This window comes from Mucilaginibacter agri, assembly GCF_009928685.1.
GTDB classification, from domain to species: Bacteria; Bacteroidota; Bacteroidia; order Sphingobacteriales; family Sphingobacteriaceae; genus Mucilaginibacter; species Mucilaginibacter agri.
The window spans coordinates 567,048-590,423 of the sequence record NZ_WWEO01000044.1 but is presented as its reverse complement, the minus strand read 5'-3'; the positions used below and the strand labels follow the sequence as shown (position 1 = coordinate 590,423).

At 43.2% G+C, this 23,376-nt stretch carries 21 protein-coding genes; 15 read left to right on the top strand and 6 right to left on the bottom strand.

The features are described 5' to 3' along the window. Positions 1 to 216 precede the first annotated feature (216 nt). Positions 217 to 1,221, top strand: a complete 1,005-nt coding sequence (gene obgE, locus GSY63_RS18740; protein ID WP_166587359.1) for a GTPase ObgE — start codon at positions 217 to 219, stop codon at positions 1,219 to 1,221. On the opposite strand, the gene GSY63_RS18735 is transcribed toward obgE, so the two are convergent. Continuing rightward, positions 1,218 to 2,789: a hypothetical protein gene (locus tag GSY63_RS18735; protein ID WP_166587358.1), complete on the bottom strand. Its 1,572-nt coding sequence runs from the start codon at positions 2,787 to 2,789 to the stop codon at positions 1,218 to 1,220. The genes obgE and GSY63_RS18735 overlap by 4 nt on opposite strands. A gap of 128 nt (positions 2,790 to 2,917) precedes the next feature. Between GSY63_RS18735 and gap the strand changes: the two genes are divergently transcribed. The 4 genes from gap to GSY63_RS18715 all read left to right on the top strand — a co-directional run bounded on the left by gap (position 2,918) and on the right by GSY63_RS18715 (position 6,232). After that, positions 2,918 to 3,940, top strand: coding sequence for a type I glyceraldehyde-3-phosphate dehydrogenase (gene gap, locus GSY63_RS18730; RefSeq protein ID WP_208094593.1), 1,023 nt, complete (start codon positions 2,918 to 2,920; stop codon positions 3,938 to 3,940). A 46-nt stretch (positions 3,941 to 3,986) separates the two neighbouring features. Further along, positions 3,987 to 4,421, top strand: coding sequence for a GNAT family N-acetyltransferase (locus tag GSY63_RS18725; RefSeq protein WP_166587356.1), 435 nt, complete (start codon positions 3,987 to 3,989; stop codon positions 4,419 to 4,421). Between the two features lie 263 nt (positions 4,422 to 4,684). Further along, the gene (locus GSY63_RS18720) at positions 4,685 to 5,875 is read left to right on the top strand and encodes a phosphoglycerate kinase (RefSeq protein ID WP_166587355.1); all 1,191 of its coding nucleotides are present in this window, start codon (positions 4,685 to 4,687) and stop codon (positions 5,873 to 5,875) included. Positions 5,876 to 5,947: 72 nt separating this feature from the next. Further along, positions 5,948 to 6,232 (top strand): hypothetical protein, encoded by a 285-nt coding sequence (locus tag GSY63_RS18715; RefSeq protein WP_166587354.1) that lies wholly within the window; start codon positions 5,948 to 5,950, stop codon positions 6,230 to 6,232. Between the two features lie 80 nt (positions 6,233 to 6,312). Here GSY63_RS18715 and GSY63_RS18710 read toward each other — a convergent pair whose 3' ends face one another. Continuing rightward, positions 6,313 to 7,509: a tetratricopeptide repeat protein gene (locus GSY63_RS18710; protein ID WP_166587353.1), complete on the bottom strand. Its 1,197-nt coding sequence runs from the start codon at positions 7,507 to 7,509 to the stop codon at positions 6,313 to 6,315. 154 nt (positions 7,510 to 7,663) lie between these two features. On the opposite strand from GSY63_RS18710, the gene GSY63_RS18705 reads away from it, so the two are divergent. After that, complete coding sequence (locus GSY63_RS18705; protein WP_166587352.1) at positions 7,664 to 9,529, top strand: CocE/NonD family hydrolase; 1,866 nt, start codon at positions 7,664 to 7,666, stop codon at positions 9,527 to 9,529. Positions 9,530 to 9,683: 154 nt separating this feature from the next. On the opposite strand, the gene GSY63_RS18700 is transcribed toward GSY63_RS18705, so the two are convergent. The 4 genes from GSY63_RS18700 to purU form a co-directional block, all read right to left on the bottom strand. Further along, a complete protein-coding gene (locus GSY63_RS18700) occupies positions 9,684 to 10,454 on the bottom strand; it encodes an SGNH/GDSL hydrolase family protein (RefSeq protein WP_166587351.1) in 771 nt (256 codons plus the stop codon). A gap of 157 nt (positions 10,455 to 10,611) precedes the next feature. Beyond that, positions 10,612 to 11,256: a YceH family protein gene (locus GSY63_RS18695; RefSeq protein WP_166587350.1), complete on the bottom strand. Its 645-nt coding sequence runs from the start codon at positions 11,254 to 11,256 to the stop codon at positions 10,612 to 10,614. Positions 11,257 to 11,269: 13 nt separating this feature from the next. Continuing rightward, positions 11,270 to 11,809 (bottom strand): hypothetical protein, encoded by a 540-nt coding sequence (locus GSY63_RS18690; RefSeq protein WP_166587349.1) that lies wholly within the window; start codon positions 11,807 to 11,809, stop codon positions 11,270 to 11,272. Positions 11,810 to 11,843: 34 nt separating this feature from the next. Next, the gene (gene purU, locus GSY63_RS18685; protein WP_166587348.1) at positions 11,844 to 12,671 is read right to left on the bottom strand and encodes a formyltetrahydrofolate deformylase; all 828 of its coding nucleotides are present in this window, start codon (positions 12,669 to 12,671) and stop codon (positions 11,844 to 11,846) included. 167 nt (positions 12,672 to 12,838) lie between these two features. Here purU and mraZ point away from each other — a divergent pair, with 167 nt between their 5' ends. The 9 genes from mraZ (at position 12,839) to murG (ending at position 23,362) form a co-directional block, all read left to right on the top strand. Further along, entirely contained in the window at positions 12,839 to 13,303 is a 465-nt protein-coding gene (gene mraZ, locus GSY63_RS18680; RefSeq protein WP_166587347.1) for a division/cell wall cluster transcriptional repressor MraZ, read from the top strand. Next, positions 13,296 to 14,201 (top strand): 16S rRNA (cytosine(1402)-N(4))-methyltransferase RsmH, encoded by a 906-nt coding sequence (rsmH, locus tag GSY63_RS18675; protein ID WP_166587346.1) that lies wholly within the window; start codon positions 13,296 to 13,298, stop codon positions 14,199 to 14,201. Before mraZ ends, rsmH begins: the two co-directional genes overlap by 8 nt. Then, on the top strand, positions 14,198 to 14,605 hold the full coding sequence (locus GSY63_RS18670; RefSeq protein ID WP_166587345.1) for an FtsL-like putative cell division protein: 408 nt from the start codon (positions 14,198 to 14,200) through the stop codon (positions 14,603 to 14,605). Before rsmH ends, GSY63_RS18670 begins: the two co-directional genes overlap by 4 nt. Further along, the gene (locus tag GSY63_RS18665) at positions 14,602 to 16,698 is read left to right on the top strand and encodes a penicillin-binding protein (protein WP_166587344.1); all 2,097 of its coding nucleotides are present in this window, start codon (positions 14,602 to 14,604) and stop codon (positions 16,696 to 16,698) included. The genes GSY63_RS18670 and GSY63_RS18665 overlap by 4 nt, the downstream gene beginning before the upstream one ends. Then, complete coding sequence (locus GSY63_RS18660; RefSeq protein WP_166587343.1) at positions 16,695 to 18,158, top strand: UDP-N-acetylmuramoyl-L-alanyl-D-glutamate--2,6-diaminopimelate ligase; 1,464 nt, start codon at positions 16,695 to 16,697, stop codon at positions 18,156 to 18,158. The genes GSY63_RS18665 and GSY63_RS18660 overlap by 4 nt, the downstream gene beginning before the upstream one ends. Before the next feature lie 31 nt (positions 18,159 to 18,189). After that, positions 18,190 to 19,431, top strand: coding sequence for a phospho-N-acetylmuramoyl-pentapeptide-transferase (gene mraY / locus GSY63_RS18655; RefSeq protein ID WP_166587342.1), 1,242 nt, complete (start codon positions 18,190 to 18,192; stop codon positions 19,429 to 19,431). A gap of 71 nt (positions 19,432 to 19,502) precedes the next feature. Continuing rightward, the gene (gene murD / locus GSY63_RS18650) at positions 19,503 to 20,900 is read left to right on the top strand and encodes a UDP-N-acetylmuramoyl-L-alanine--D-glutamate ligase (protein WP_166587341.1); all 1,398 of its coding nucleotides are present in this window, start codon (positions 19,503 to 19,505) and stop codon (positions 20,898 to 20,900) included. A 117-nt stretch (positions 20,901 to 21,017) separates the two neighbouring features. Next, positions 21,018 to 22,208 carry an FtsW/RodA/SpoVE family cell cycle protein gene (locus GSY63_RS18645; RefSeq protein ID WP_166587340.1) on the top strand — a complete coding sequence of 397 codons (1,191 nt, stop codon included), beginning with the start codon at positions 21,018 to 21,020 and terminating at the stop codon, positions 22,206 to 22,208. Positions 22,209 to 22,237: 29 nt separating this feature from the next. Beyond that, positions 22,238 to 23,362 carry an undecaprenyldiphospho-muramoylpentapeptide beta-N-acetylglucosaminyltransferase gene (murG, locus tag GSY63_RS18640; protein WP_166587339.1) on the top strand — a complete coding sequence of 375 codons (1,125 nt, stop codon included), beginning with the start codon at positions 22,238 to 22,240 and terminating at the stop codon, positions 23,360 to 23,362. Positions 23,363 to 23,376: the final 14 nt, after the last annotated feature.

Sequence of the window (23,376 nt, the reverse complement as noted above, 5' to 3'; positions counted from 1 at the left end):
TTTCGGAATTTGAAATCGGGTTTTATTCGGATTTGGATATTTTTATATAAAGAAAAGGTTGTCGTAGCGTAACTGCGACAACCTTTTTAGATAACAAGGGTTAGGGTTATATGATTTTAACTAAATTAAGAGTTACGCGTTGTATTAACATGGAACAAGATATTTGAGGCCGGTGTAATCCGAAATCAAACATCCGAAATCCGAAATTCAAAAGTCATGTCTCAAGGTTCAAATTTTGTTGATTACGTAAAAATATGCTGTCGCTCAGGGCACGGTGGGTCGGGTTCTGCTCACTTGCACCGCGATAAGCACACAGCAAAAGGAGGCCCTGATGGCGGTGATGGCGGTCGCGGCGGGCACGTTATTGTAAAAGGTAATGCCCAGTTATGGACCATGCTTCACCTTAAATTTCGCAAACACGTAATTGCCGGTGACGGCGAATCGGGCGGCAGCTCGTTAAAAACCGGTAAAACCGGTCGCGATGAAATCTTAGAGGTTCCATTGGGAACTATTGCGCGAGATGCTGAAACAGGCGAAATTGTTTTCGAAATAACCCAGGATGGCGAAACTAAAATATTAACCGAGGGCGGCCGCGGTGGCTTAGGTAACTGGCACTTTAAGTCATCAACCAACCAAACCCCTCGTTTTGCTCAACCGGGCGAAGGTGGCAAGGAAGTTTGGAACATCCTCGAACTAAAATTACTGGCCGATGTTGGTTTGGTAGGTTTCCCTAACGCGGGTAAATCAACCTTACTTTCTGTGGTATCTGCTGCTAAGCCAGAGATTGCTGATTATGCATTTACAACAATAGTACCTAATCTGGGCATTGTGGCTTATCGCGATAACAAATCATTCGTGATGGCCGATATCCCGGGTATTATAGAAGGTGCATCAAAAGGTAAAGGTTTGGGTTTCCGTTTCCTGCGCCATATTGAGCGTAACTCGGTACTGCTGTTTATGATTCCGGCCGATACCAATCGTACCCTGAAACAAGAGTACGACATTTTGTTGAACGAACTGGAAGAGTACAATCCTGAACTGATTCACAAGCCTCGCGTGCTGGCTATTACAAAGTCTGACTTGTTAGACGACGAGCTATTGGCCGAAATGAAACTGGAGCTCCCTGCAGATATCCCGGCTACGTTTATCTCATCTATAGCTCAAAAAGGTCTTTTAGAATTAAAAGACCTGCTTTGGAAAGAGATTAACCGCTCAGTTTAATTAGCTGAATACAATACGTAATCTTCGCTAAGCTGGGTTAGCTTAAAGCCTTTATAGTCTTCGAATGATTTCATGATCATAGCGGCTTTAGCACCTTTATAGCTAGATGGCAGGAAGATATACAAAGGACCAGAATGCCCGCAATGCTGATAATCTGCGTAGTTAATCTTCATATCCTGCGCAATAGGGTCTAATGTTACAACGCGGTTATTTTGCACTTCAAGGCGTAAATCGGCACTGAGAAAAACAAATACCGCGTTTTTATTACTGTTATCCAGCTCCACTACTTCATCTATAGCAGCCTGATCTAAAAATTGCTGCGTGATGCCCGACGTGCCGTGAGCGCTCTCATTATTATTGATCCGGTACCCGCTAACCAGATACTGCACACTGGCATAAGTTATGCCCACCCACACCAGCGCAAATAGGGCTTTGTAACCTACCTGCAGGCGACTGACGAGATAGATTGCGCCCGGTATAAATACTAACCCTACCAAACGGAAGTGCCTGCCCTCGTATGATATAGCCAGTTGACGTAGAAACGCCATGCCGAAAAATATCACGCTAACAATATATATAACACTAAGCACTAAACGATATTCGGGGTAGGGCACCGTTTTTAGTATGCGGCATACAATAAAAACGGTGGCTATTGCCAACACAACAATAATCAGCACGCTTATGCCGTGGCTAAACATCGGGCCATCTGGGTGAAATAGTAGTCCGTGTGTTAAATCATCAACAGAGAAACCCGAGAGTAGCGGTGATGCCAGCGGGAACCCCAAAGTTGGCCAAATAAACTTTAAGCCATTGCCCCCGGAAGTTGGGTTTTGACCTTTAGATAGGTATCCAAGGTAGATGATCGCGAACGATATTACGGCCGGGATGCCTATCCATATTCCGTTAATAAGCCATTTGCCCAATAGTTTATGCGTGCGCGAAAGTCTGATCCATAGTACACACAATCCGGAAGCATACATCCACATAAACGATGACTTGCAGATAAAGCCAATCAGCTCAGCCAGTAATACAAAAAGTATCATTTGCCAGCTTATCCGGGTAAAGCTTAAACAGCCATAAAGAAACCATCCGCCAAAGGCAAAGAGTAAAACTTCACCTCCGTTGTAAAATACATAAGGCATTAGGTAAAACATTTGGCAGGCTATAAATGCCACGCTGATAGCCGAAATATTAGCAGAAAATCCTGCTTTTTTAAAGAATTGATAAAAGCCAAATAGTCCTATTATTTCGCAAAATAAAACAGTAAGCGCGCAAGCCTGGCCAACATTTACGTGGAATACAGTAATAAAAAAGTAAGGTACCAGGTATTGCCCCGGCGACCACCAGCTTAAAAACTCGCCATAATTTTGACTGATGTTACCCTGGTCTGGCGTTACCAGCATATTAAAGCCGCCACCATGTTGCATAGATCGCATAACCTGGAAACCCCAGCTTGGATCGGGGAAGATAGCCATTGGGTGATGGTAAATGGCAATACCCGTAATAATGGTTAGGATAACAAGTAGTACAAGAATAATTTTAGGAAGCTGTTGTTGTGCTAGCGACATTAAAACTGTTTTAGTAAATAGATTGAGCGAATTTAATATAATTATTTAATGTAAGTTTTGCATGACAAGCAGCCACCTTTTACTACACACTTTTTAACTAATTTTGCATCCTCTAAAAACACAGGGTGATGAGGATTGCAATAAATGGGTTTGGCCGTATAGGTCGCATATTTCTACGTAATATAATAAACCAGCCGGGTGTAACGGTTGTGGCTATTAATGATATAACCGATACTGCTACGCTCGCGCATTTATTTAAATATGATTCTGTTCATCGTGGGTTTAAGGGTACAGTAAGCTCTGATCTTAGTAACCTGTATGTAAACGGTCAGCAAATTATTGTATTGGCCGAAAAGGACCCAACACAACTTCCCTGGGAAGAACTGGATATCGATCTGGTGATCGAATCAACCGGTAAATTTGCTACTCATGTCGGCGGGCAAATGCATTTAGACGCAGGTGCTAAACAAGTAATTCTTTCTGCCCCGGCAGATAAGGGCGTGCCTACCGTGGTACTAGGCGTAAATGACGGTGAGATTGATCTTAGTACGCCAATTCTCTCTAATGCCTCATGCACTACAAACAATGTGGCTGCCATGGTAAAAGTGCTGGATGATAACTGGGGGGTAAAAGAAGGCTATATTACCACCGTGCACTCCATGACCGGCGACCAAAACCTGCACGATGCTCCACATAAAGATCTGCGCCGGGCACGGGCTGCGTCGGGTTCTATTATTCCAACAACAACGGGGGCCGCAAAGGCAATAACTTCTATATTTCCGCATTTAGATGGCATGCTGGGCGGTGCGGGTATCCGCGTACCAGTGCTTAACGGCTCGCTTACCGATTTTACCTGCGAGTTAAACAAGCCAGCCACTGTAGCCGAAATCAACGCTGTCTTTAAAGCTGCAGCCGATGGCCCCATGAAAGATATTTTGGAGTATACGGAAGACCCGATTGTTTCGACAGATATTTTAGATAATCCGCATAGTTGTATCTTCGACGCGCTGTTAACCTCGGTTGTGGGTGGCCTAACCAAAGTTGTTGGCTGGTACGATAACGAAATGGGTTATTCGAGCAGGCTGGCTGATTTGGTGATGAGAATAAAGAAAGAGAATCGGGAATCGAGAATTAAGAATCGAGACAAATAATATTAAAAACTCCCTCTCCCCTGGAGAGGGCCGGGGTGAGGCTTTTATGATAAAATTTATTTCTGCTGATGATGTGCTTCCGCTTCGTAACGAGATACTGCGCGAGGGTCGGTTAACTTTAGATGAATGCCGCTTTAAAGGCGATGATGGAGACATGGCTTTTCACCTCGGCTATTACGATGGCGATCAATTGGTTTGTATCGCCTCATTTCATCTGCAAGGGTATGGCGAGTTTAAAGGTACAGGTTATCAGCTTCGCGGTATGGCTACAGCGGCTAACTACCAGGGCAGGGGCATAGGTAATCAACTGGTAAATTTTGCTATAGTATATATGCGCGGGCAAAAAGTTAATTACGTGTGGTGTAATGCGCGCAAGGTTGCCGTAAAGTTTTATGCCAGCCTGGGTTTCGAGATTGTTTCGGAAGAATTTGATATCCCCGGCATCGGCCCGCATTATGCGATGTATCTTAAAATACAGTAAGAAGATATATACCGTTAACCGATTCCCTCCTTGGGGAGGGGCGGGCTGACTGTGAATTGGCAGGGCGGGGTAAGTTTGCCCGCACTGTTTAATAACCCCCTTCCTGAACCTTCCTCAGGGAAGGAATCGCAAGATCCCAGATTGCTGATACGCTCCTTAACAATAATTTATTGTGTCTTTTATACACCTTTTTTAATTAAGGGTTCGGTTTTCAGAATTAATTTACCAGATTTGGAAACGTTTACGTATCGACAATATTCAACATGAAAACAATAGACCAAGTTAACTTCGCAGGTAAAAAAGCCCTTATCCGGGTAGACTTCAACGTCCCGCTTGATGGTGACTATAACATTACCGATGATAACCGCATGACGGCGGCTTTGCCAACCATTCAAAAGATTTTGAAAGAAGGTGGCGCTGTGATCCTGATGTCGCATTTGGGTCGCCCGAAAGATGGTCCGACTGAAAAATATTCATTAAAACATGTAGTTAAACATTTGTCAGACCTATTGGGTCAGCAAGTGGAGTTTGCTGATGACTGCATTGGCGAACAAGCTGTAGAAAAAGCAAAAGACCTGAAAGCAGGTGAAGTTTTATTGCTGGAAAACCTTCGTTTCTACAAAGAAGAAGAAAAAGGCGATAAAGACTTTGCAGAAAAGCTTTCGAAATTAGGTGATGTATACGTGAATGATGCCTTTGGTACCGCTCACCGTGCGCACGCTTCTACAGCGGTTATTGCACAATTTTTCCCTAACGCTAAGTACTTTGGTTATTTGATGGGTGCCGAATTAGCAAACGCTGAAAAGATTCTTAACGGTGCTGAAAAACCTTTCACTGCTATTATGGGTGGTGCTAAAGTATCAGACAAAATTCTCCTGATTGAAAAATTATTGGAGAAGGTTGATAACCTGATTATCGGTGGCGGTATGGCTTACACTTTTGCCAAAGCACAAGGCGGTAAAATTGGTAAATCATTATTAGAGGCTGATAAACAAGAGTTAGCTTTAAGCCTGTTAGAGAAAGCTAAAGCAAAAGGTGTTAACATTATTTTGCCAACCGACTCCATCATTGCTGATGATTTCTCTAACGATGCCAATAAAAGCGTATCGTCAAACAAAGATATCCCTGATGATTGGGAAGGTTTAGATATCGGTCCTGAAACTGTTAAAGCTTTCAGCAAAGTGATCGAAGAATCTAAAACCCTGTTATGGAACGGCCCAATGGGAGTGTTCGAAATGGAGTCATTTGATAAAGGAACCAAAGCAGTTGCAGAAGCAGTAGTACGTGCAACTCAAAATGGTGCTTTCTCACTAATCGGTGGCGGCGATTCGGCAGCAGCAGTTGCTAAATTTGGCCTGACTAACGATGTGAGCTATGTTTCAACAGGTGGTGGCGCATTGTTAGAGTACATGGAGGGCAAAGAATTGCCAGGTGTAAAAGCTATCAACGAATAATTTTAATTTTTCTTAATACGCGGAAAAGGCTTCGGGAAACCGAAGCCTTTTTTTGTTAAATTACTTGCTGATATGAAAGACTTACACTGGTTTAAAAAAGAATTTTCTGCGTTGATATCAGATTACAGAGTAGAATGCAAGAATTTTAAAAATGGGGATTTTGGTGATCTTGACAGGCTGGAATTTGAGAGGGAAGATACGAGCGGTTATGTAGATTTTTGGAGCTCAGGCTGGTTAAATATTCATTTTATTAATTGTAATAATTTTAATGACTTAATTAATGTTTTGCTATCACCCGGCGAAACGACAGAAAAAGACAAGGCTTTTGAAAAATTGAGAAGAATTTTGGGGCAATGATTTGTTTCCCTTTCCCATCATCCCGAACTTGTTTGGGAACCCAAATGCCTATTAGCAGGAGGACAGAAAGTTTCTCGCCACTACAACGCTACTTTGTCCCTCTTATTCAGTAATTCAATTTCGTCTAAATATTTTTTAAGATCAATTGAACTATCTAATTCGAGGCACTTATGAAAGTTAGTCTGAGCTTCTTCTAAATTCATTGTTCTTAAGTGGTAAATACCTAAGTATTTATAATTATGAGGCTCTGCGGGATCTAGTTCCTGCGCTTTATCAAGCACTATTTTAGCTTGTTCAAAATTTCCGGTTAAGATTTTCAGATATCCTAAATTACTATTAGCGTAAGATAAATCTCTGTTTAAACTGATGGATTTCTTAAGTACTTTTTCAGCTTTTTTATAGTCACCTGTTTCAATAAGCCCGTAACCTAAATTGTTGAATACGATTGGGTTAGTCGCGTCTGCTTTAATTACGATATAATAATCTTTAATAGCGAGTTCGTGCTTGTCTAACAAAGAGTAAGCGCAACCACGATTCATATAGTCTACCTTGGTAAGGTAAACAAATCTGTTAAGTTGCTGGGTAAGTTCGATAACGGTTTCATATCTTTTTAAAGCGATGTTACATGCTATCTGATAGCGCAGCAGGCGTTCGTGCGGTTTATTGTTCTTTAATAAGTTATCTATTTTGAATAAGGCAACTTCAAATCGCTCTTTTTGTATACTGTCCAATATCGAAAGGTATTGCGGATATACTTTCCAGTATTTTAAAGTAAATGCAATTTGTCTTCCATCCGATTCCAGATAATTGGCTGTAGAGCGGTTTAAGGTTCTGGGGGCTAAATTGGTAAGCAAACTAATAAACGAAAATAGGATTAATGCAACGCAAAACATTCGTAACTGGCCATTTGCATCGAAATGAAAAGCGAGCAAGCCAAAAACAATAGCCATAACTAAGGTGAAAATAGGCCCAGCTAACAGAATAATAATATATTTCCAGGGGGTTGATTCTATTGTATCGCTTTTACATAAGCCCACTCCCCATATAAATGGGAACGAATATTTAAAGTGCAGCGACAGCCTCCCTAATTTAAAACTATAGGAGTTTTTCTCATTTCCATACGAACCTACAAATACATCTATGTGGTTGGGTTTAGTCAATATCAAATAGGCGAACGCGTGCCCGAGTTCATGTAATAAAGCTATAAGGGGACTTGTAATAAATAGCGCGATATACACTGCTAAAATTGCTATAATAGGAACTGCGATGTCGGTCATGACGCTAACATATAAAAAAAAGTCAAGTAATAGAATAAGGGAAACCCCTACCACCTTGCGCGCGATTGCATCGCGTGCTTAAAACTTCCCGGCGATTGCATCGCCACTACAACTTCCCTCTTTTTTACTACTTTAGTACCTCAATACTATACCCATGCGTTTAATTTTTTCCCTGTTTATCCTGCTTACAGGTTTCGGTGCTTTTGCACAGCAACCGCCGGCTTCTGATGCTGCTTACATTAAAGACAATTACACCAAGTATGAGTACCAGATACCCATGCGCGACGGCAAAAAGCTGTTCACTTCGGTGTACGTACCTAAAGACCAGTCGAAGAAATATCCTATTATGATGGACCGTACCTGCTACAGCGTAGCACCTTACGGTACAGATAAGTACAAAGGCAGTCTCGGCCCATCATCGCAGTTTGTGCACGATGGCTACATCTTTGTTTATCAGGATGTACGTGGTCGCTGGATGAGCGAAGGCATTTACGAGGAAATGACCCCTGAGTTGGAAGAACACAAAACTAACAAAGACGTTGATGAAGGCACCGATACCTATGATACTATAGACTGGCTGTTGAAAAACGTTGCCAACAATAATGGTAAAGTAGGGGTATGGGGAATTTCGTATCCCGGCTTTTATACTACAACGGCATTATTAAGCCGTCACCCGGCGTTGGTAGCAGCTTCGCCGCAAGCACCGATTGCCGATTTATGGCGCGACGACGGCTGGCACAACGGCGCATTTTTTTTGGTGGCCAACTTTGGTTTCTATCCGGGTTTTACCAACCGCCAGGATGATAAGCCTACGCAACGCCGTGCCAAAGGCTTTGATGCCGGTACCGAAGATGGTTATGAGTTTTTTATGCGCATGGGCCCAACCCGCAACACCAACGATAAATATTATAAAGATACCATCCGCCTGTGGAGCGAAATGCTAAACCACCCGAACTACGATCAGCATTGGAAAGCCCGCAACGTGTTGCCGCACTTGCACGATATTAAAACTGCTGTTCTGGTAACAGGCGGCTGGTACGATGCCGAAGATTTGTATGGTGCTATCAACACCTATAAAACACTCGTTAAAAAGAATCCAACTACCCCGGTTTACTTCGCAATGGGCCCCTGGGTTCATGGCGGCTGGGCACGTGGTGCGGGTGACCATTTAGGCGATGTAGATTTCGGCGGCCCGACTGGCCCGTATTACAGGGAAAAAATTGAGTTCGCTTTCTTCAGTCATTACTTAAAAGGAACAGACCTGAATATTGCGCCAGTAAATACCTTCGAAACGGGCGTTAACCAATGGAAAACCTACAAAACATGGCCGCCAAAAGAGGCTGCAGACAAAAATTTGTACTTTTTGCCTAACGGTAAATTGTCGTTCACGGCTCCGACAGCGGCTAAAAGTACTTACGAAGAATATATATCAGATCCGTTTCATCCCGTACCGTTTATTAATGGTATTGATATGGACATGAAACGCGAGTACATGACAGGCGATCAGCGCTTTGCAGCCCGTCGTCCCGATGTATTAACCTGGCAAACTGATAGTCTTGACCACGACGTTACCATTGCAGGTAACATCTGGGCTAACCTTAAAGTAGCCACGACAGGTACGGATGCCGACTGGGTGGTTAAGGTAATTGACGTTTATCCTGATTCTACCAAGAACAATAAATGGACGGGTAAAGATGTATACCTATCTGGCTACCAGCAAATGGTACGCAGCGAAAGTATGCGCGGTAAATACCGCAACCGTACCGAGCACCCCGAGCCATTTGTACCCGGACAGGTTACCCCGGTAAATTTCGAACTGCAAGATGTGCTGCATACCTTTAAAAAAGGTCACCGCATTATGGTGCAGGTTCAAAGCACCTGGTTCCCGCTTATTGACCGTAACCCGCAGAAGTTTGTAGATATTATGAAGGCTACAGATAAAGATTTCCAGAAAGCTACGCATAAGGTGTACACCAGTAAGGAGCATCCGAGCTTTTTGAAGGTTAGGGTGATTGAGTAAACCCCTCCCAATCCTCCCCAAAGGGGAGGGCTTTGAAAAACTTGTCATTGCGCGGAGGTGCGACGTGGCAATCTTGTAGCTATACAGATCGAATAGCATACGGCGAGGTTGCCGCGCTATCGCTCGCAATGACACATTTTTATTAAAGGTCTTTTTATTTATACTTATAAATCTTCAGAAACTTCAACCGTTCGCTAACTTGCTTAATCCATTCTCGGGCCATTAATTCGTGGGCAGGCACGGTTGGGTGAACGCCATCCCAGATCCAGTAGTTAACAGAGGTGTCTTTAATCGCCTTATCGAACATGGCAGGGTAGTCGACAATAATGGCATTAAATTCAATAGCCAACTTTTTTACGATTTCCCTGCGCTTGTTTACGCTGTTTTTCCAAAGGTCGACGTGCTCGTTAGTTCTGCTGCCGGGATAAACAAAAGGTAAACCTACAACAATTAACAAATCGGGATTTTGCTGTTTGCTTTGGGAAAGGATGCTTCTATAATCAGCTTCAAACTGATTCAGTTGATCTCCCGCCGTAATATCGCGGATGTACGCATTGGTATCATTAACGCCAACTAAAATACTCAGCACATCGGGCTTAATGTCCAAAGCGTCGGTTTGCCATCTGCCATTTAATTGGGCTACGGTATTACCGCTTATGCCGCGGTTATAAAAATGAAAATTGTTATGCGGAAAGTCGGCTCCTATCCGGGCGGCTATGTTAGAGGCATAGCCATGCCCCATTACATGGTTTAAATCTGATTGGTCGCGGCCTCGGTTGCCATCGGTTACAGAATCTCCCTGAAATAGAAATACAAGGCCGTTTTTAGGAGGCTCTATTTCATTGGCTAAAACGTCTGCCGCAAACCCGGTGGAGAGGCAGGCCATTGTTGATGCTTTGATAAAGGAGCGGCGAGATGATTTCATTTGTGTTATTTGCGGTTTTCCGTCATCCCGAACTTGTTTCGGGACCCCATAAGGCTAGCAACCCTGCATAGTATAAAGTATACTGGTCCCGTGGGGTGCTGAAACAAGTTCAGCATGACGCTGGTTATATATTTTCCTTAAAGGAAGTCAATAAAAGCTATATCCCCAATTCCTGCATCAATTTATCTACCTTCTCCTGCATAGCGGCCAGTTTTTCTTCTAGCTCGCTTATTCTTATTTCTAATCCAGCTACTGATGGTTTTGTTGATACATCAATTTCACCATCCTCTGAAAAATCTAAACTTTCGCCGAACAAATGCATATAGCGCTGCTCTTTCTGGCCGGGGCGTTTAGGGAGTTGGGTTAAATAGGGTAAATCACCGCTGCTTAGTTTTTCTAAGGCTTCCTGTACATCGTCGAGCGACTCAAACTCGTATAAACGGCCCGAGTTAGTATTGATCTCTCCGGGAGTTTGCGGCCCGCGAAGTAAGATCAGACAAATTACCGCTACTTCCGAAGGTATAACCGGGAATACAATGGCAAAGTTATGCTTGTATTTAATAGCCCTGCTCGATCCGCCTGTTGCAGTAGAGATAAGTCCTTTTCTTTTTAAGGTGTCGAGTGCTGTGATTACCGTGTTGTCATCATATTCTACCACCGGTTTGCGTGCCGATTTTTGGTTGCAGGCGGCCACCAGCGCATTCAGTGTCATCGGGTAATAATCGGGCGTAGTGCGGCTTTTTTCCATCAGCGAGCCCAGCACACGGATCTCCTCGTTATTTAATTTAGGTAATTGGTCCATTAAGCAAATATGTTTATTTGTCTGCGATATTAGCTTTATTTAAACGATTTTCTATTACCCGGTGTACGGCAGGTTGTATATACCACATGCCAATAGGGAAAAACCAAAAACAGAAAAAAGCTTTTAAGCTATCACTCAGATTTGTTATTTCACCTTCAATAACAGACTCCAGCATTCTGGCAGCGAAGCTGAAAATGTAGAGTATGCTCCATGCGGTGTACAATGTCAATGAAATATATAAGAGTGACTTATAACTGTTAATTTGAAAGAGTTCTTCATTTGCAAAGTACCCTTGTATAAAATATCCGATGACCCATAAAAAAATTATGAACAAGCAACTTACCCGGAAATAAGTGATTCCCGGGCGTAATTTTGGAGGGATTAGACCATGCATGTAGCTACCTATAGAATATATCCACCCTATATAAATAAGTAATGCAATAAATTGAATCAACGAACTAAAAGATGCTTGTTCGTAAATAAGTTGAAATAAAATAAATAATAAAAAAAGATGCCCGGCTTTTAGCTTAAGTAAAGGATTAATAGTGATCATAAGGTTGTTAGAAAGCAATTCAATAAAGGATTCATTATTCAAAAACCACCGTCTTATTCTTATAAACAAATACCCTGTCATCAAAAACCAATTCGAGTGCTTTGGCTAATACTGCGGTTTCAATTTCACGTCCGGCCTTCACCATATCGGCTGTGCTAAAGCTATGGTTTACGTGGATGGTTTGCTGGGTAATTATCGGGCCTTCGTCCAAATCGTTGGTAACAAAGTGCGCTGTGGCGCCAATCAGTTTTACCCCACGGTTATACGCCTGGCGATATGGACTAGCGCCCACAAAAGCCGGCAAAAAAGAGTGGTGAATATTGATCAGTTTCATCGGAAAATTAGCTACAAATTCCGGCGAAAGTATGCGCATAAATTTGGCCAATACCACGTAGTCCGGTACGTATTTATTAATGGTTTTCAAAACCTCATTTTCAAATTCGGGCTTGGTTTTATCCTCGTGGCTTACATGATAAAAGGGGATATCAAATCGCCGGCAAACATCTTGTAAATTATCGTAATTGCCTATCACGCATTGCACTTCTGCGCCGAGTGTTTTAAAATAATTGCGCACCAAAATATCGGCAAGGCAGTGGTATTCTTTGGTTACCAGTATAGCTATCTTTTTCTGTGGCAGGGGGTTAATGGTTATCAGGCTGTCGGCGGGGAGTACCGCTTCAAGCTCTTGTTCCAGCAGGATGGCATCTTTAGTCTGCTCTACATTAAGGCGGATATAAAATCGCTCTTCTTCCTTGTCTACGTGTTCGCCGAGTGAAATAACATTGAGCTCGTGTTTGGCCAAAACTGTGGTAATGCTGGCCACTAAGCCCACCCGGTCGGGGCATTGTATAATGATGATCATAACGGCTTCAAGATAGAAATTATTCACACAACAAACCCATAATCAAGGGGGTAGTAAATGCCTTTGTTGTTTGAGTTAAAATTGTTAAAAACTTTTTGTGGGGAAAAGTGGTATAAAGTGGAACTTCTATGTTACTTTTACGTTAGTTTTTTACCATACCTGTATAGATGTCTCACTTTTTAGGTGAATTTGAATGTAAACTAGATGCCAAAGGGCGGATGATGATCCCCACTGGCCTCAAGCGTCAGCTTCCAGAAGCTGAGGCAGAGGGTCTTGTGATCAACCGTGGCTTTGAAAAACATCTTGTTATCTATACCCGAAAAGAGTGGAACCTGATCATTGATGACCTTGCTAAGCTTAATCAGTATGAGAAAAGAACCCGCGAATTTATAAGATATTTTACTCGCGGCGCTACAGAATTATCATTAGATGCATCAGGGCGCATTTTGTTGCCTAAAGCACTGCTCGAGTATGCGGGTATTGGTAATGATGTTGTGCTGGCTTGCCAGTTAAATAAAATTGAGGTTTGGGATCAAAAAGCCTACGATGAGCAGATGGATAGTGAACCTGAAAACTTTGCTAACCTGGCCGAAGAAGTTATGGGTGGTTTAGGAAGGAGGAGTGATGGATAATACTTACCACGTTCCGGTAATGCTTGCCGAGTGTATAGAGGGTTTGGCTATTAAACCTAACGGCACTTATGTAGATGTAACTTTTGGCGGCGGCGGTCACTCGCGCGAAATCATGAAGCATCTGGGCGATAAAGGCACATTGGTGGCTTTTGATCAGGATGCAGATGCGCAGCAAAATATGATTGATGATAGTCGTTTCATTTTTGTTGACCAGAATTTCCGTTACCTCAAGAATTTTGCCCGTTTACATGGTGTTATCCCTGTTGATGGTATACTGGCCGATCTGGGGGTTTCCTCTTATCAATTCGATCAGGCCGATCGTGGTTTTTCCATTCGCTTCGATGCCGAGTTAGATATGCGCATGAATCAGTCGGGCGACTTGACTGCCAAGCAAGTAGTGAACACTTACGAGGAGGCTGATCTGCACCGCATCTTCGGGATCTATGGAGAAATACAGAACGCGAAATCATTAGCACGCACTATCGCAACTGCAAGGTTGAATGGCTCTATCGATACTATTGCCGATTTGAAAAATGCCATTTCGGGATTAATTCCCCGTGGTAAAGAAAATAAATACCTGGCGCAGGTTTTTCAGGCGCTGAGGATTGAGGTTAACCAGGAGCTGGAAGCGCTTAAAGAATTTTTAGTTCAGGCGTCTGAGATCCTAAAGCCGGGAGGTCGGCTGGTGGTAATGTCTTACCACTCGCTGGAAGACCGGTTGGTTAAAAACTTCATCGCAAAAGGAAAATTTAGCGGTGAGTTAGAAAAGGATATTTATGGAAATGATGATCGTCCGCTGATAGCTGTAAGCCGTGGGGCTGTTACCGCATCAGAAGATGAGATCAAACAAAATAATAGGGCACGTAGCGCAAAATTAAGGATAGCTGTAAAAAAATGAACCGTTTAATTGCAGATATAGCCGAAGAAGAAGCAGAGAAAGAAGTTGTTGTGGTAGAAAAGCCTAAAAAGCAAAAACCCGAGAACTTTTTTGCACTGTTTTTACGCAAGGGTTTCATCTCTACAGATGAGGCTACCCGCGCTTTGCCTTTTGTGCTTTTTTTGGCGTTTTTGGCTATGATATATATTGCCAACAGGCATTTGGCCGAAAAGAATTTAAGGGATATAGATAAGTATAGTAAAGAAGTAAAAGAATTAAGCTGGGATTTTAAAAGTACTAAAGCCGAACTGGCGTTTAAAAGCACCTTGACAGAGGTTGCCAAACGTGCAGATACTTTGGGTGTAAGGGTTTCATTAGATCCGCCGCAAAAGATAGTAGTGAAGGAAGAGGAGGGCGACAAATGAGTATCAGAACCAATATATTATTAAGGGTTTACCTGGCTTTCGGGCTCATTTTGCTGTTTGCGCTGGCTGTTGCTATGCAGTTGTTCAACGTGCAGTTTAAGCAAGGTGCCAAATGGAAATCGATGCAGCAAACATTATCTACCCGTTATATGACGGTTGAGGCTGCCCGCGGTAACATCTTCGCTGTTGATGGTAGCTTGCTGGCTACCTCTGTACCCGAATATGAGCTGCACATGGATATGTTGGCCGGCGGTATTGCTGACGACAAGGTATTTTACGCCAAGATTGATTCACTGGCTTTAAGAATGTCGCAGTTTTTTGGCGATCACACAGCTAAAGAATATTCGATGATGCTGCGGGATGCCCGCAGGGACGGCTCGCGTTATGAGCTGATCCGTCGCAAGGTGGGTTACCAGGAGCTGAAGAAGATCCGTCAGTTCCCCATCTTCAATATGGGTAAATATAAAGGCGGGCTGATTATCGTGCAGAAGAACCGGAGGATATTGCCTTTCCGCACATTGGCTATGCGTACCATTGGCTACAAAAACGAGAACGTTAAAAACGGCGTAGGCCTTGAGGGTTCTTATGCCGATTATATAAACGGCGAAAGCGGCCAGCGTTTAATGCAGCGTATTGCTGGCGGTGTTTGGATGCCGGTTAATTCTGAAGAAGAAATTGCACCAAAAGACGGTGCCGACATTATGTCGACTATTGATGTGAACTACCAGGACGTAGTGCAGAGCGCTTTATTAAAACAGCTGATCAAAAGCGACGCCGATCACGGTGCTGCTATCTTAATGGAGGTTTCTACAGGTGAGGTGCGTGCAGTAGCCAACTTTAATAAAATAGCACCTGGCGAATATAAAGAGCAATTTAACTACGCCATTGCCGGTAACCAGGATCCGGGTTCGACATTTAAAGTGGCCTCGTACATGGCCCTGTTAGAAGACCATAAATGCGATACCAATACGCTGGTAAATACAGGTACTTATTCGGTTCCGGGTAAAGTTATCACCGATTCGCACGGTAGCATTGGGGTGGTTACGGTAAAAAGGGCTTTTGAAGAGTCCTCAAACGCAGCTGTTGCTTACCTCGTGAATAATGCTTATCACGATAATCAGGCGCAGTTTACCAATCACTTATACAACTGGCATTTGAATGAAAAAATGGGTTTGCAGATACCGGGCGAAGCACAGCCGGTAGTGAAAAATCCGAAGAATAGAAGCTGGAATAAAAACTTGACGCTGCCCCAAATGGCCTACGGTTATGAAATGCAGCTTACCCCCTTAAAAATGCTTTCGTTTTATAACGCCATTGCCAATAACGGAAAGTATGTAACGCCAATTTTTGTAAAAGAAATTCGCCGTTTAGGCAATACAGTGGAACATTTTCAAACCCGTGTTATTAACGAAAAAATGTGTTCTGACGTAACCCTGCGCAAAATGCAAGCCATGCTGGAGGGGGTTATAACGGAAGGTACCGGGAAAAATATTGTTTATAATCCGCTATACAAAGTTGCCGGGAAAAGCGGTACTGCGCAGGTGGCAGACGGTAATAAAGGTTATAAAGCTAAAAAGCAATATCAAGCATCGTTTTGCGGCTACTTTCCGGCAGATAAACCCAAGTATTCCTTAATAGTAGTTATTAACGACCCTAAAAATGGATACTATGGTGCATCGGTGTCGGGGCCGGTATTCAGAGAGGTTGCCGACAAAGTTTACTCAAGCGATTTGCAAATGAATCAGCAGCCGCAGCTTAAGTATGCCGATGCCGGAAAACCTGTTGTTAAAGTAGGCAATGCGAAAGCACTGAATGAGGTTTACAGCAAATTGGGTGTGCGCGGGGCACCTGTTTCAGACAGCGCTTCGGGTATGGGCGAAGATACGAGCCTGCGTCCGACAGGACAGGTAGCTAAAAGGAAGATTATAACTGTGCCATCAGTAACAGGCATGGATTTGAGCGATGCCCTGTATGTATTGGGTAACGCAGGCTATAAAGTTGCAGTACACGGAAGCGGGTTGGTTAAAAGCCAGTCGGTAACCGGCGGAAGTATTATACCAAAGGGATCTAAAATAGTAATAGAACTGGAATGAGGTATCTGAGCAAAATATTGGATGGTGTAACCTTTACCGAGCTGCAAGGCAGTGCGGACGTGCAAATTACTTCAGTAACTGCCGATTCGCGCAAGGTAAGTCCGGGAACCTTGTTTGTTGCCGTGAAAGGTACACAGGTGGATGGGCATGCCTACATTGAGCAGGCTATTAAAGATGGCGCTGTTGCTATTGTGTGCGAAGAGCTTCCGGGCCATACCGTTGGCGAAGTTAACTTCCTGATGGTATCAAACTCGGCAGCTGCGCTGGGCATACTGGCTTCTAACTTTTACGATAAACCTTCGGCAAAATTGAAACTGGTAGGCGTAACAGGTACTAATGGTAAAACTACTGTCGCTACCCTGCTTTATCAGTTATTTACTGATTTAGGTTATAAATGTGGTTTGTTGTCAACTGTAGAGAATATGATCAGCGGCAAGGTTATTCCGTCGACCCACACCACGCCAGATCCGGTAGCATTAAACAGTTTGTTGAACGATATGGTAAATGCGGGTTGCGATTATGCCTTTATGGAAGTAAGCTCGCATGCCGTTGCGCAACATCGGATCGAAGGTTTGCAGTTTTCTGGAGGGATATTTACCAACCTAACGCACGACCATTTAGACTATCATAAAACCTTCGAAAACTATTTGAAGGCTAAAAAAGCATTCTTCGACGGTTTGCCTAAAACAGCGTTTGCCTTAACCAATATAGACGACCGCAACGGCAATGTAATGCTGCAAAATACCAAAGCTCACAAAAAAAGCTATGCGCTGAAAACCATGGCCGATTTTAAGGTGAAGGTATTGGAAGATCAGTTTAGTGGCTTGTTGCTAAATATTGATGGTGAAGAAGTGTGGTTTAAAATGGTGGGCATGTTCAACGCTTATAACCTGTTGGCTGTGTATGGTGCTGCCATGCTGCTAGATCAGGATAAAGCAAAAACATTGACCAGCCTGAGCAAATTATCTGGCGCGGAAGGCAGGTTCGACTATGTGATTTCGCCCAATAGAATTGTAGGCATTGTGGACTATGCCCATACACCAGATGCGGTACAGAACGTGTTGAGCACGATTAAAGATATCCGTAAAGGAACTGAAAAGGTAATTACCATTATCGGCTGCGGCGGCGACAGAGATAAAGCTAAACGCCCGGTAATGGCTAAAACAGCCTGCGATTGGAGCGACAAAGTGATCCTTACGTCAGATAACCCGCGGTCAGAAGATCCGGCACAAATTATTAAAGATATGGAAGCTGGTGTCGATCCTTCTAACCAAAGGAAAACCATCAGCATCGTGGACAGGAGAGAAGCTATTAAAACAGCCGTTCATTTGGCGCAGCCCGGTGACATCATTCTGTTGGCAGGCAAAGGACATGAGAAGTACCAGGACGTAAAAGGCGTAAAAAGCCACTTTGATGACAAAGAGGAGCTGTTAAACGCCTTTAAAACTTTAAGTAATTAAATAACCTAGTAACCAATAACTAAATAAATAGATGTTATACTACCTGTTTAGCTATTTAGATAAGAACTACAGCTTCCCTGGTTCGGGGCTGTTTCAGTACATCACATTCAGGATGGCGCTGGCAGTTATTACATCCCTTATTGTAACCACAGTATGGGGCCGCAGGCTTATTGATTATATCCGCTATAAACAAGTAGGTGAAACCGTAAGAAACTTAGGGCTGGAAGGCCAGATGCAGAAACAAGGTACACCTACAATGGGTGGTATCATCATTTTGCTGGGTATCCTTATTCCGACATTGTTATTTGCAAAACTGGGTAATATCTACGTGATCCTGATGCTGATCACCACGGTTTGGTTAGGCTCAATTGGCTTTTTGGATGATTACATCAAAGTATTTAAAAAGAATAAAGAAGGGTTAGCGGGTAGGTTTAAAATTATTGGTCAGGTAGGTTTATCACTGATTGTGGGCTGGACAATGTATTTCAACAGCGACATTATTATCCGTCAGGAAGTGAAATTGCCGGTTAAATACGATGCCCCGGTTGATTTCCATTACAAAGGCAGAACCCCCGTTTATACCCAGGATATTAAATCGACCAAAACCACGGTTCCTTTTTATAAGAACAACGAGTTTGACTACGCTAAGGTGCTTAAGTTTTTAGGCCCGGGTTATGAGCGCTATGCGCTGTTGGTGTTTCTATGCTTTGTGATCTTCATTATCACATTCATATCAAACGGTGCCAACATTACAGATGGTATTGACGGCCTGGCGACAGGCACATCGGCCATTATTGGGGTAACGCTGGCAATACTGGCCTACGTGTCTGGTAATACTATGATTGCCGATTACCTCAATATTATGTACATCCCCAATTCGGGTGAGCTGGTTGTTTTTGCGGGCGCATTTGTAGGGGCGTGTGTAGGTTTCCTTTGGTACAACTCGTATCCGGCCCAGGTATTTATGGGCGATACAGGCAGTTTAGCCATTGGTGGTATCATCGCGGTATTTGCCATTATGATCCGTAAGGAGTTGTTGCTGCCAATATTGTGTGGTGTGTTCCTGGTAGAAAACATGTCGGTTATTATACAGGTAGGCTGGTTTAAGTTCACCAAAAAGCGCTTCGGCGAGGGCCGTAGGGTTTTCCTGATGGCACCGCTGCACCACCATTACCAAAAGAAGGGTTTCCACGAAGCCAAAATTGTAACCCGCTTCTGGATCCTTTGCATTATGCTGGCGATTATAACGGTGTTGATGCTGAAGATAAGGTAGCCCCCCGGCCCCCTGAAGGGGGAGGAGAAGATAAAAGAGTTTTTTGATAAAAGGAACATAGTCAGAAATAAATGAACGAACACAAAGACATACATGCTACTAACCTCCCCCCTTTAGGGGGGGCGGGGGGGCGTTTAGTCATCCTTGGCGCTGGCGAAAGCGGTGTTGGGGCGGCATACCTTGCCCAACAGAAAGGCTTTGATGTGTTTGTTTCGGATATGGGTGTTATTGCCGATAAATACAAATCGCAGCTTCAGCAGTGGGGTATTCGTTTTGAAGAGCAGCAGCATACCGAAAGCGAAATATTAAATGCCACAGAAGTAGTGAAAAGTCCGGGTATACCGGAAAAGGCACCGCTTGTAAAAAAACTGCGCGAGCAGGGTACACCGGTTATCTCTGAGATCGAATTCGCAGGCAGATATACCGATGCTAAAATGATATGTATAACAGGTTCGAATGGTAAAACCACCACTACAAGCCTTACCTATCATATTCTGCAGAAGGCAGGTTTAAATGTTGGCTTGGCGGGTAACATTGGTAAAAGCTTTGCCTACCAGGTGGCTACCGAACAGTATGACTACTACGTGTTAGAGATCAGCAGCTTTATGCTGGATGATATGTATGAGTTTAAGGCCGATATCGCAGTATTACTCAATATTACGCCAGACCACTTAGATCGGTACGATTACAAAATGGAGAATTATGTGGCTTCAAAATTCCGCATAGCACAGAATCAAACACCGGCAGATTATTTTATCTACTGTGCCGACGATCCGGAAACGATAAAAGGGATGGAAAGCCGCAGCTTTAACGGGCAGCAGTTACCATTTTCAATTATAAAAAAAGAGCAGCCTGGCGCTTATTTAGACCAGGAGAACAACATCATTATACAAACTAACCAACAACAAGAAACATTTATTATGTCGATCAACGAACTGGCGCTGCAGGGAAAGCACAACATTCACAATTCTATGGCCTCTGGAATTGTATCAAAAGTGCTGGAGTTAAGAAATCAAACCATTCGCGAGAGTATGGGCGATTTCAAGAACATTGAACACAGGCTGGAACAGGTAGGCAAAATATCTGGAATCAATTTTATCAATGATTCTAAAGCAACCAACGTTAATTCAACCTGGTTCGCTCTGGAAAGCATGCCTAAAGGCGTGATCCTGATTTTAGGTGGTGTTGATAAAGGCAACGATTACTCAATGCTGAACGACTTGGTTAAGCAAAAAGTTAAAGCAATTGTATGCCTTGGCAAAGATAACCAACGCATCCACGATGCATTTACTGGCATGGTTAGCGAAATTATTGATACCAAATCGGCACAGGAGGCTGTATATGTGTCATATCACTTGGCTAAAAAAGGAGATACAGTTTTGCTATCGCCAGCTTGCGCAAGCTTCGATCTGTTTAAAAATTATGAAGAGAGAGGCGACCAGTTTAAAAAAGCTGTGATGGATTTGTAAGATAAGAGAGTCAAGAATCGAGAATCAAGAGTCAGGACATAATTCTGAAATTCTGATTCAGACAAATAGATAAATTCGAAATCGAACATTCGACATTCGAAATAAAGAAAAATAACGATGGATAAAATACTCAGTAGAACCAAAGGCGACCGCTGGATATGGCTGATAGTAATATTGTTATCGGTTATTTCTATGATGGCGGTTTATAGCTCAACCGGTACACTTGCTTATCAGCATGGCACCGGCGCAGAGTCATTTTTGATCAAGCACATGGCGATGATCTTTGGCGGTATTGCGCTGATGTATATTTCGCACAAGCTCGATTACCGTTATTATGCAGGTATCTCTAAGGTGTTAATGGTAATTACCATTCCATTGTTATTGTATACGTTACTATTTGGTAGCCATGTGAATGATGCAAGCCGTTGGGTGGCTATACCGGGTACGGGATTAACGTTCCAAACTTCCGATTTAGCCAAACTGGCGCTCATTACTTATCTGGCACGCACCTTATCGCGTAAGCAGGAAAATATAAAGGATGTGAAGCAATCTTTCATCCCAATTATGGGTGCGGTTTGTGTGGTATTTATTTTAATCGCACTGGCAAACCTTTCTACTGCTTTAATGCTTTTTGGTGTTAGCATTTTATTGCTGATTATGGGGCGTATCAGTGTAAAGCAAATTAGCGTGGTATGCTTAGCCGGTGCGGTGTTACTGGCAGGTGTGGTAATGTTAGGTCCGAGGCGTGCAACCTATCGTTCACGTATCAACGCTTACATGCACCCGGAGTTAGCAAATCCGGATAAATCGTTCCAGGCCGACCATGCCAAGATAGCAATTGCTACCGGCGGCATTTTTGGCAAAGGCCCGGGTAATAGTACAGAGCGTAATTATTTACCGCAATCGTACTCAGATTTTATTTATGCAACCATTGTAGAAGAGTACGGAATAATAGGCGGGTTATTGGTTATCGGCATTTACCTGTTCTTATTATACCGATGTGTTAAAATTGTAACCAAAGCGCCGAAAGCCTTTGGTGCTTTGCTGGCTGCGGGGTTAAGCTTTAGTTTAACTATACAGGCGTTTGCTAACATGGCTATTGCTGTAGGTTTAGGGCCAGTGAGCGGGGTGCCGCTGCCATTAGTAAGCATGGGCGGTACATCAATACTATTTACCAGCGTGGCGTTCGGTATTATCCTGTCGGTTAGCAGGCATATCGATGAAACGACCGGCGAAGGTGTTAAAGAAGCAGATACAAAGGAGATTAAGAATAAAGTTGTTGTAGGCGAAATAATGGAAGTGGCATAAGTCTGCCGAAGAAAAAAGACAAAGAATAAATGAGTAAAGCACAACATACTAAGCAAAGGCCTTTACGCATCATCATTAGCGGTGGTGGTACCGGCGGGCATATATTCCCTGCGGTATCTATTGCAAATGCTTTGAAGGCCTTAGATCCAGCTACCGAGATCTTATTTGTTGGTGCCTTAGGTCGTATGGAAATGGAAAAAGTTCCGGCGGCGGGTTATAAAATTATTGGATTAAATATTCAGGGAATTCAACGTGGTTCTATCATTAAAAACCTGATGTTCCCTGTCAAGCTGGCGCAGAGTGTTTTAAAGGCCATTAAAATTATTAAAGATTTTAAACCAGATGCCGCTGTTGGCGTTGGTGGGTACGCATCTGGTCCGCTATTGTATGCTGCATCACTTAAAAAAATACCGTACCTCATTCAGGAGCAAAACTCTTATGCAGGTATAACTAATAAGTGGCTGGGTAAAAACGCCGAGAAAATCTGTGTTGCATTTGATGGCATGGATAAATTCTTCCCGGCAGACAAAATTATAAAAACAGGCAACCCGGTCCGTAAGGATTCGGTTGCGATAGATAAGAAACGCTTATCGGCCATTGAGTTATTAAAACTTTCGGCAGATAAAAAGACCATCCTGGTAACAGGTGGAAGCTTAGGCGCACGTACATTAAACAAGAGCATCCATGCCGGATTACAAAAGCTAATTGATGCCGATGTGCAGGTGATATGGCAAACCGGTAAGGCCTATTACAAATTACTGATGGAAGAACTTGGTGCAGATTACCACGAAAATATTGTAATCACCGAGTTTTTAAGTCGCATGGATTTAGCGTATGCGGCAGCAGATATCATCATCTCGCGTGCCGGTGCCGGTACCATTGCCGAGCTATGTATTGTAAAGAAACCGGTAATACTGGTGCCTTCGCCTAACGTGGCAGAAGATCATCAAACCAAAAATGCATTGGCGTTGGTAAACGATAATGCGGCCGTTTTTATAGCCGACCGCGATGCAGAAGCCAATCTGGTTGATCGCGCGTTGGAATTGTTGAAGGATAAGGACAAGCAAAATACACTAAGTAAAAATATAGGCAAACTGGCGCTGCCAAATGCCGATACAGATATCGCTAACGAAGTAATTAAGCTTATTAAATAACAAGTAAGAGATTA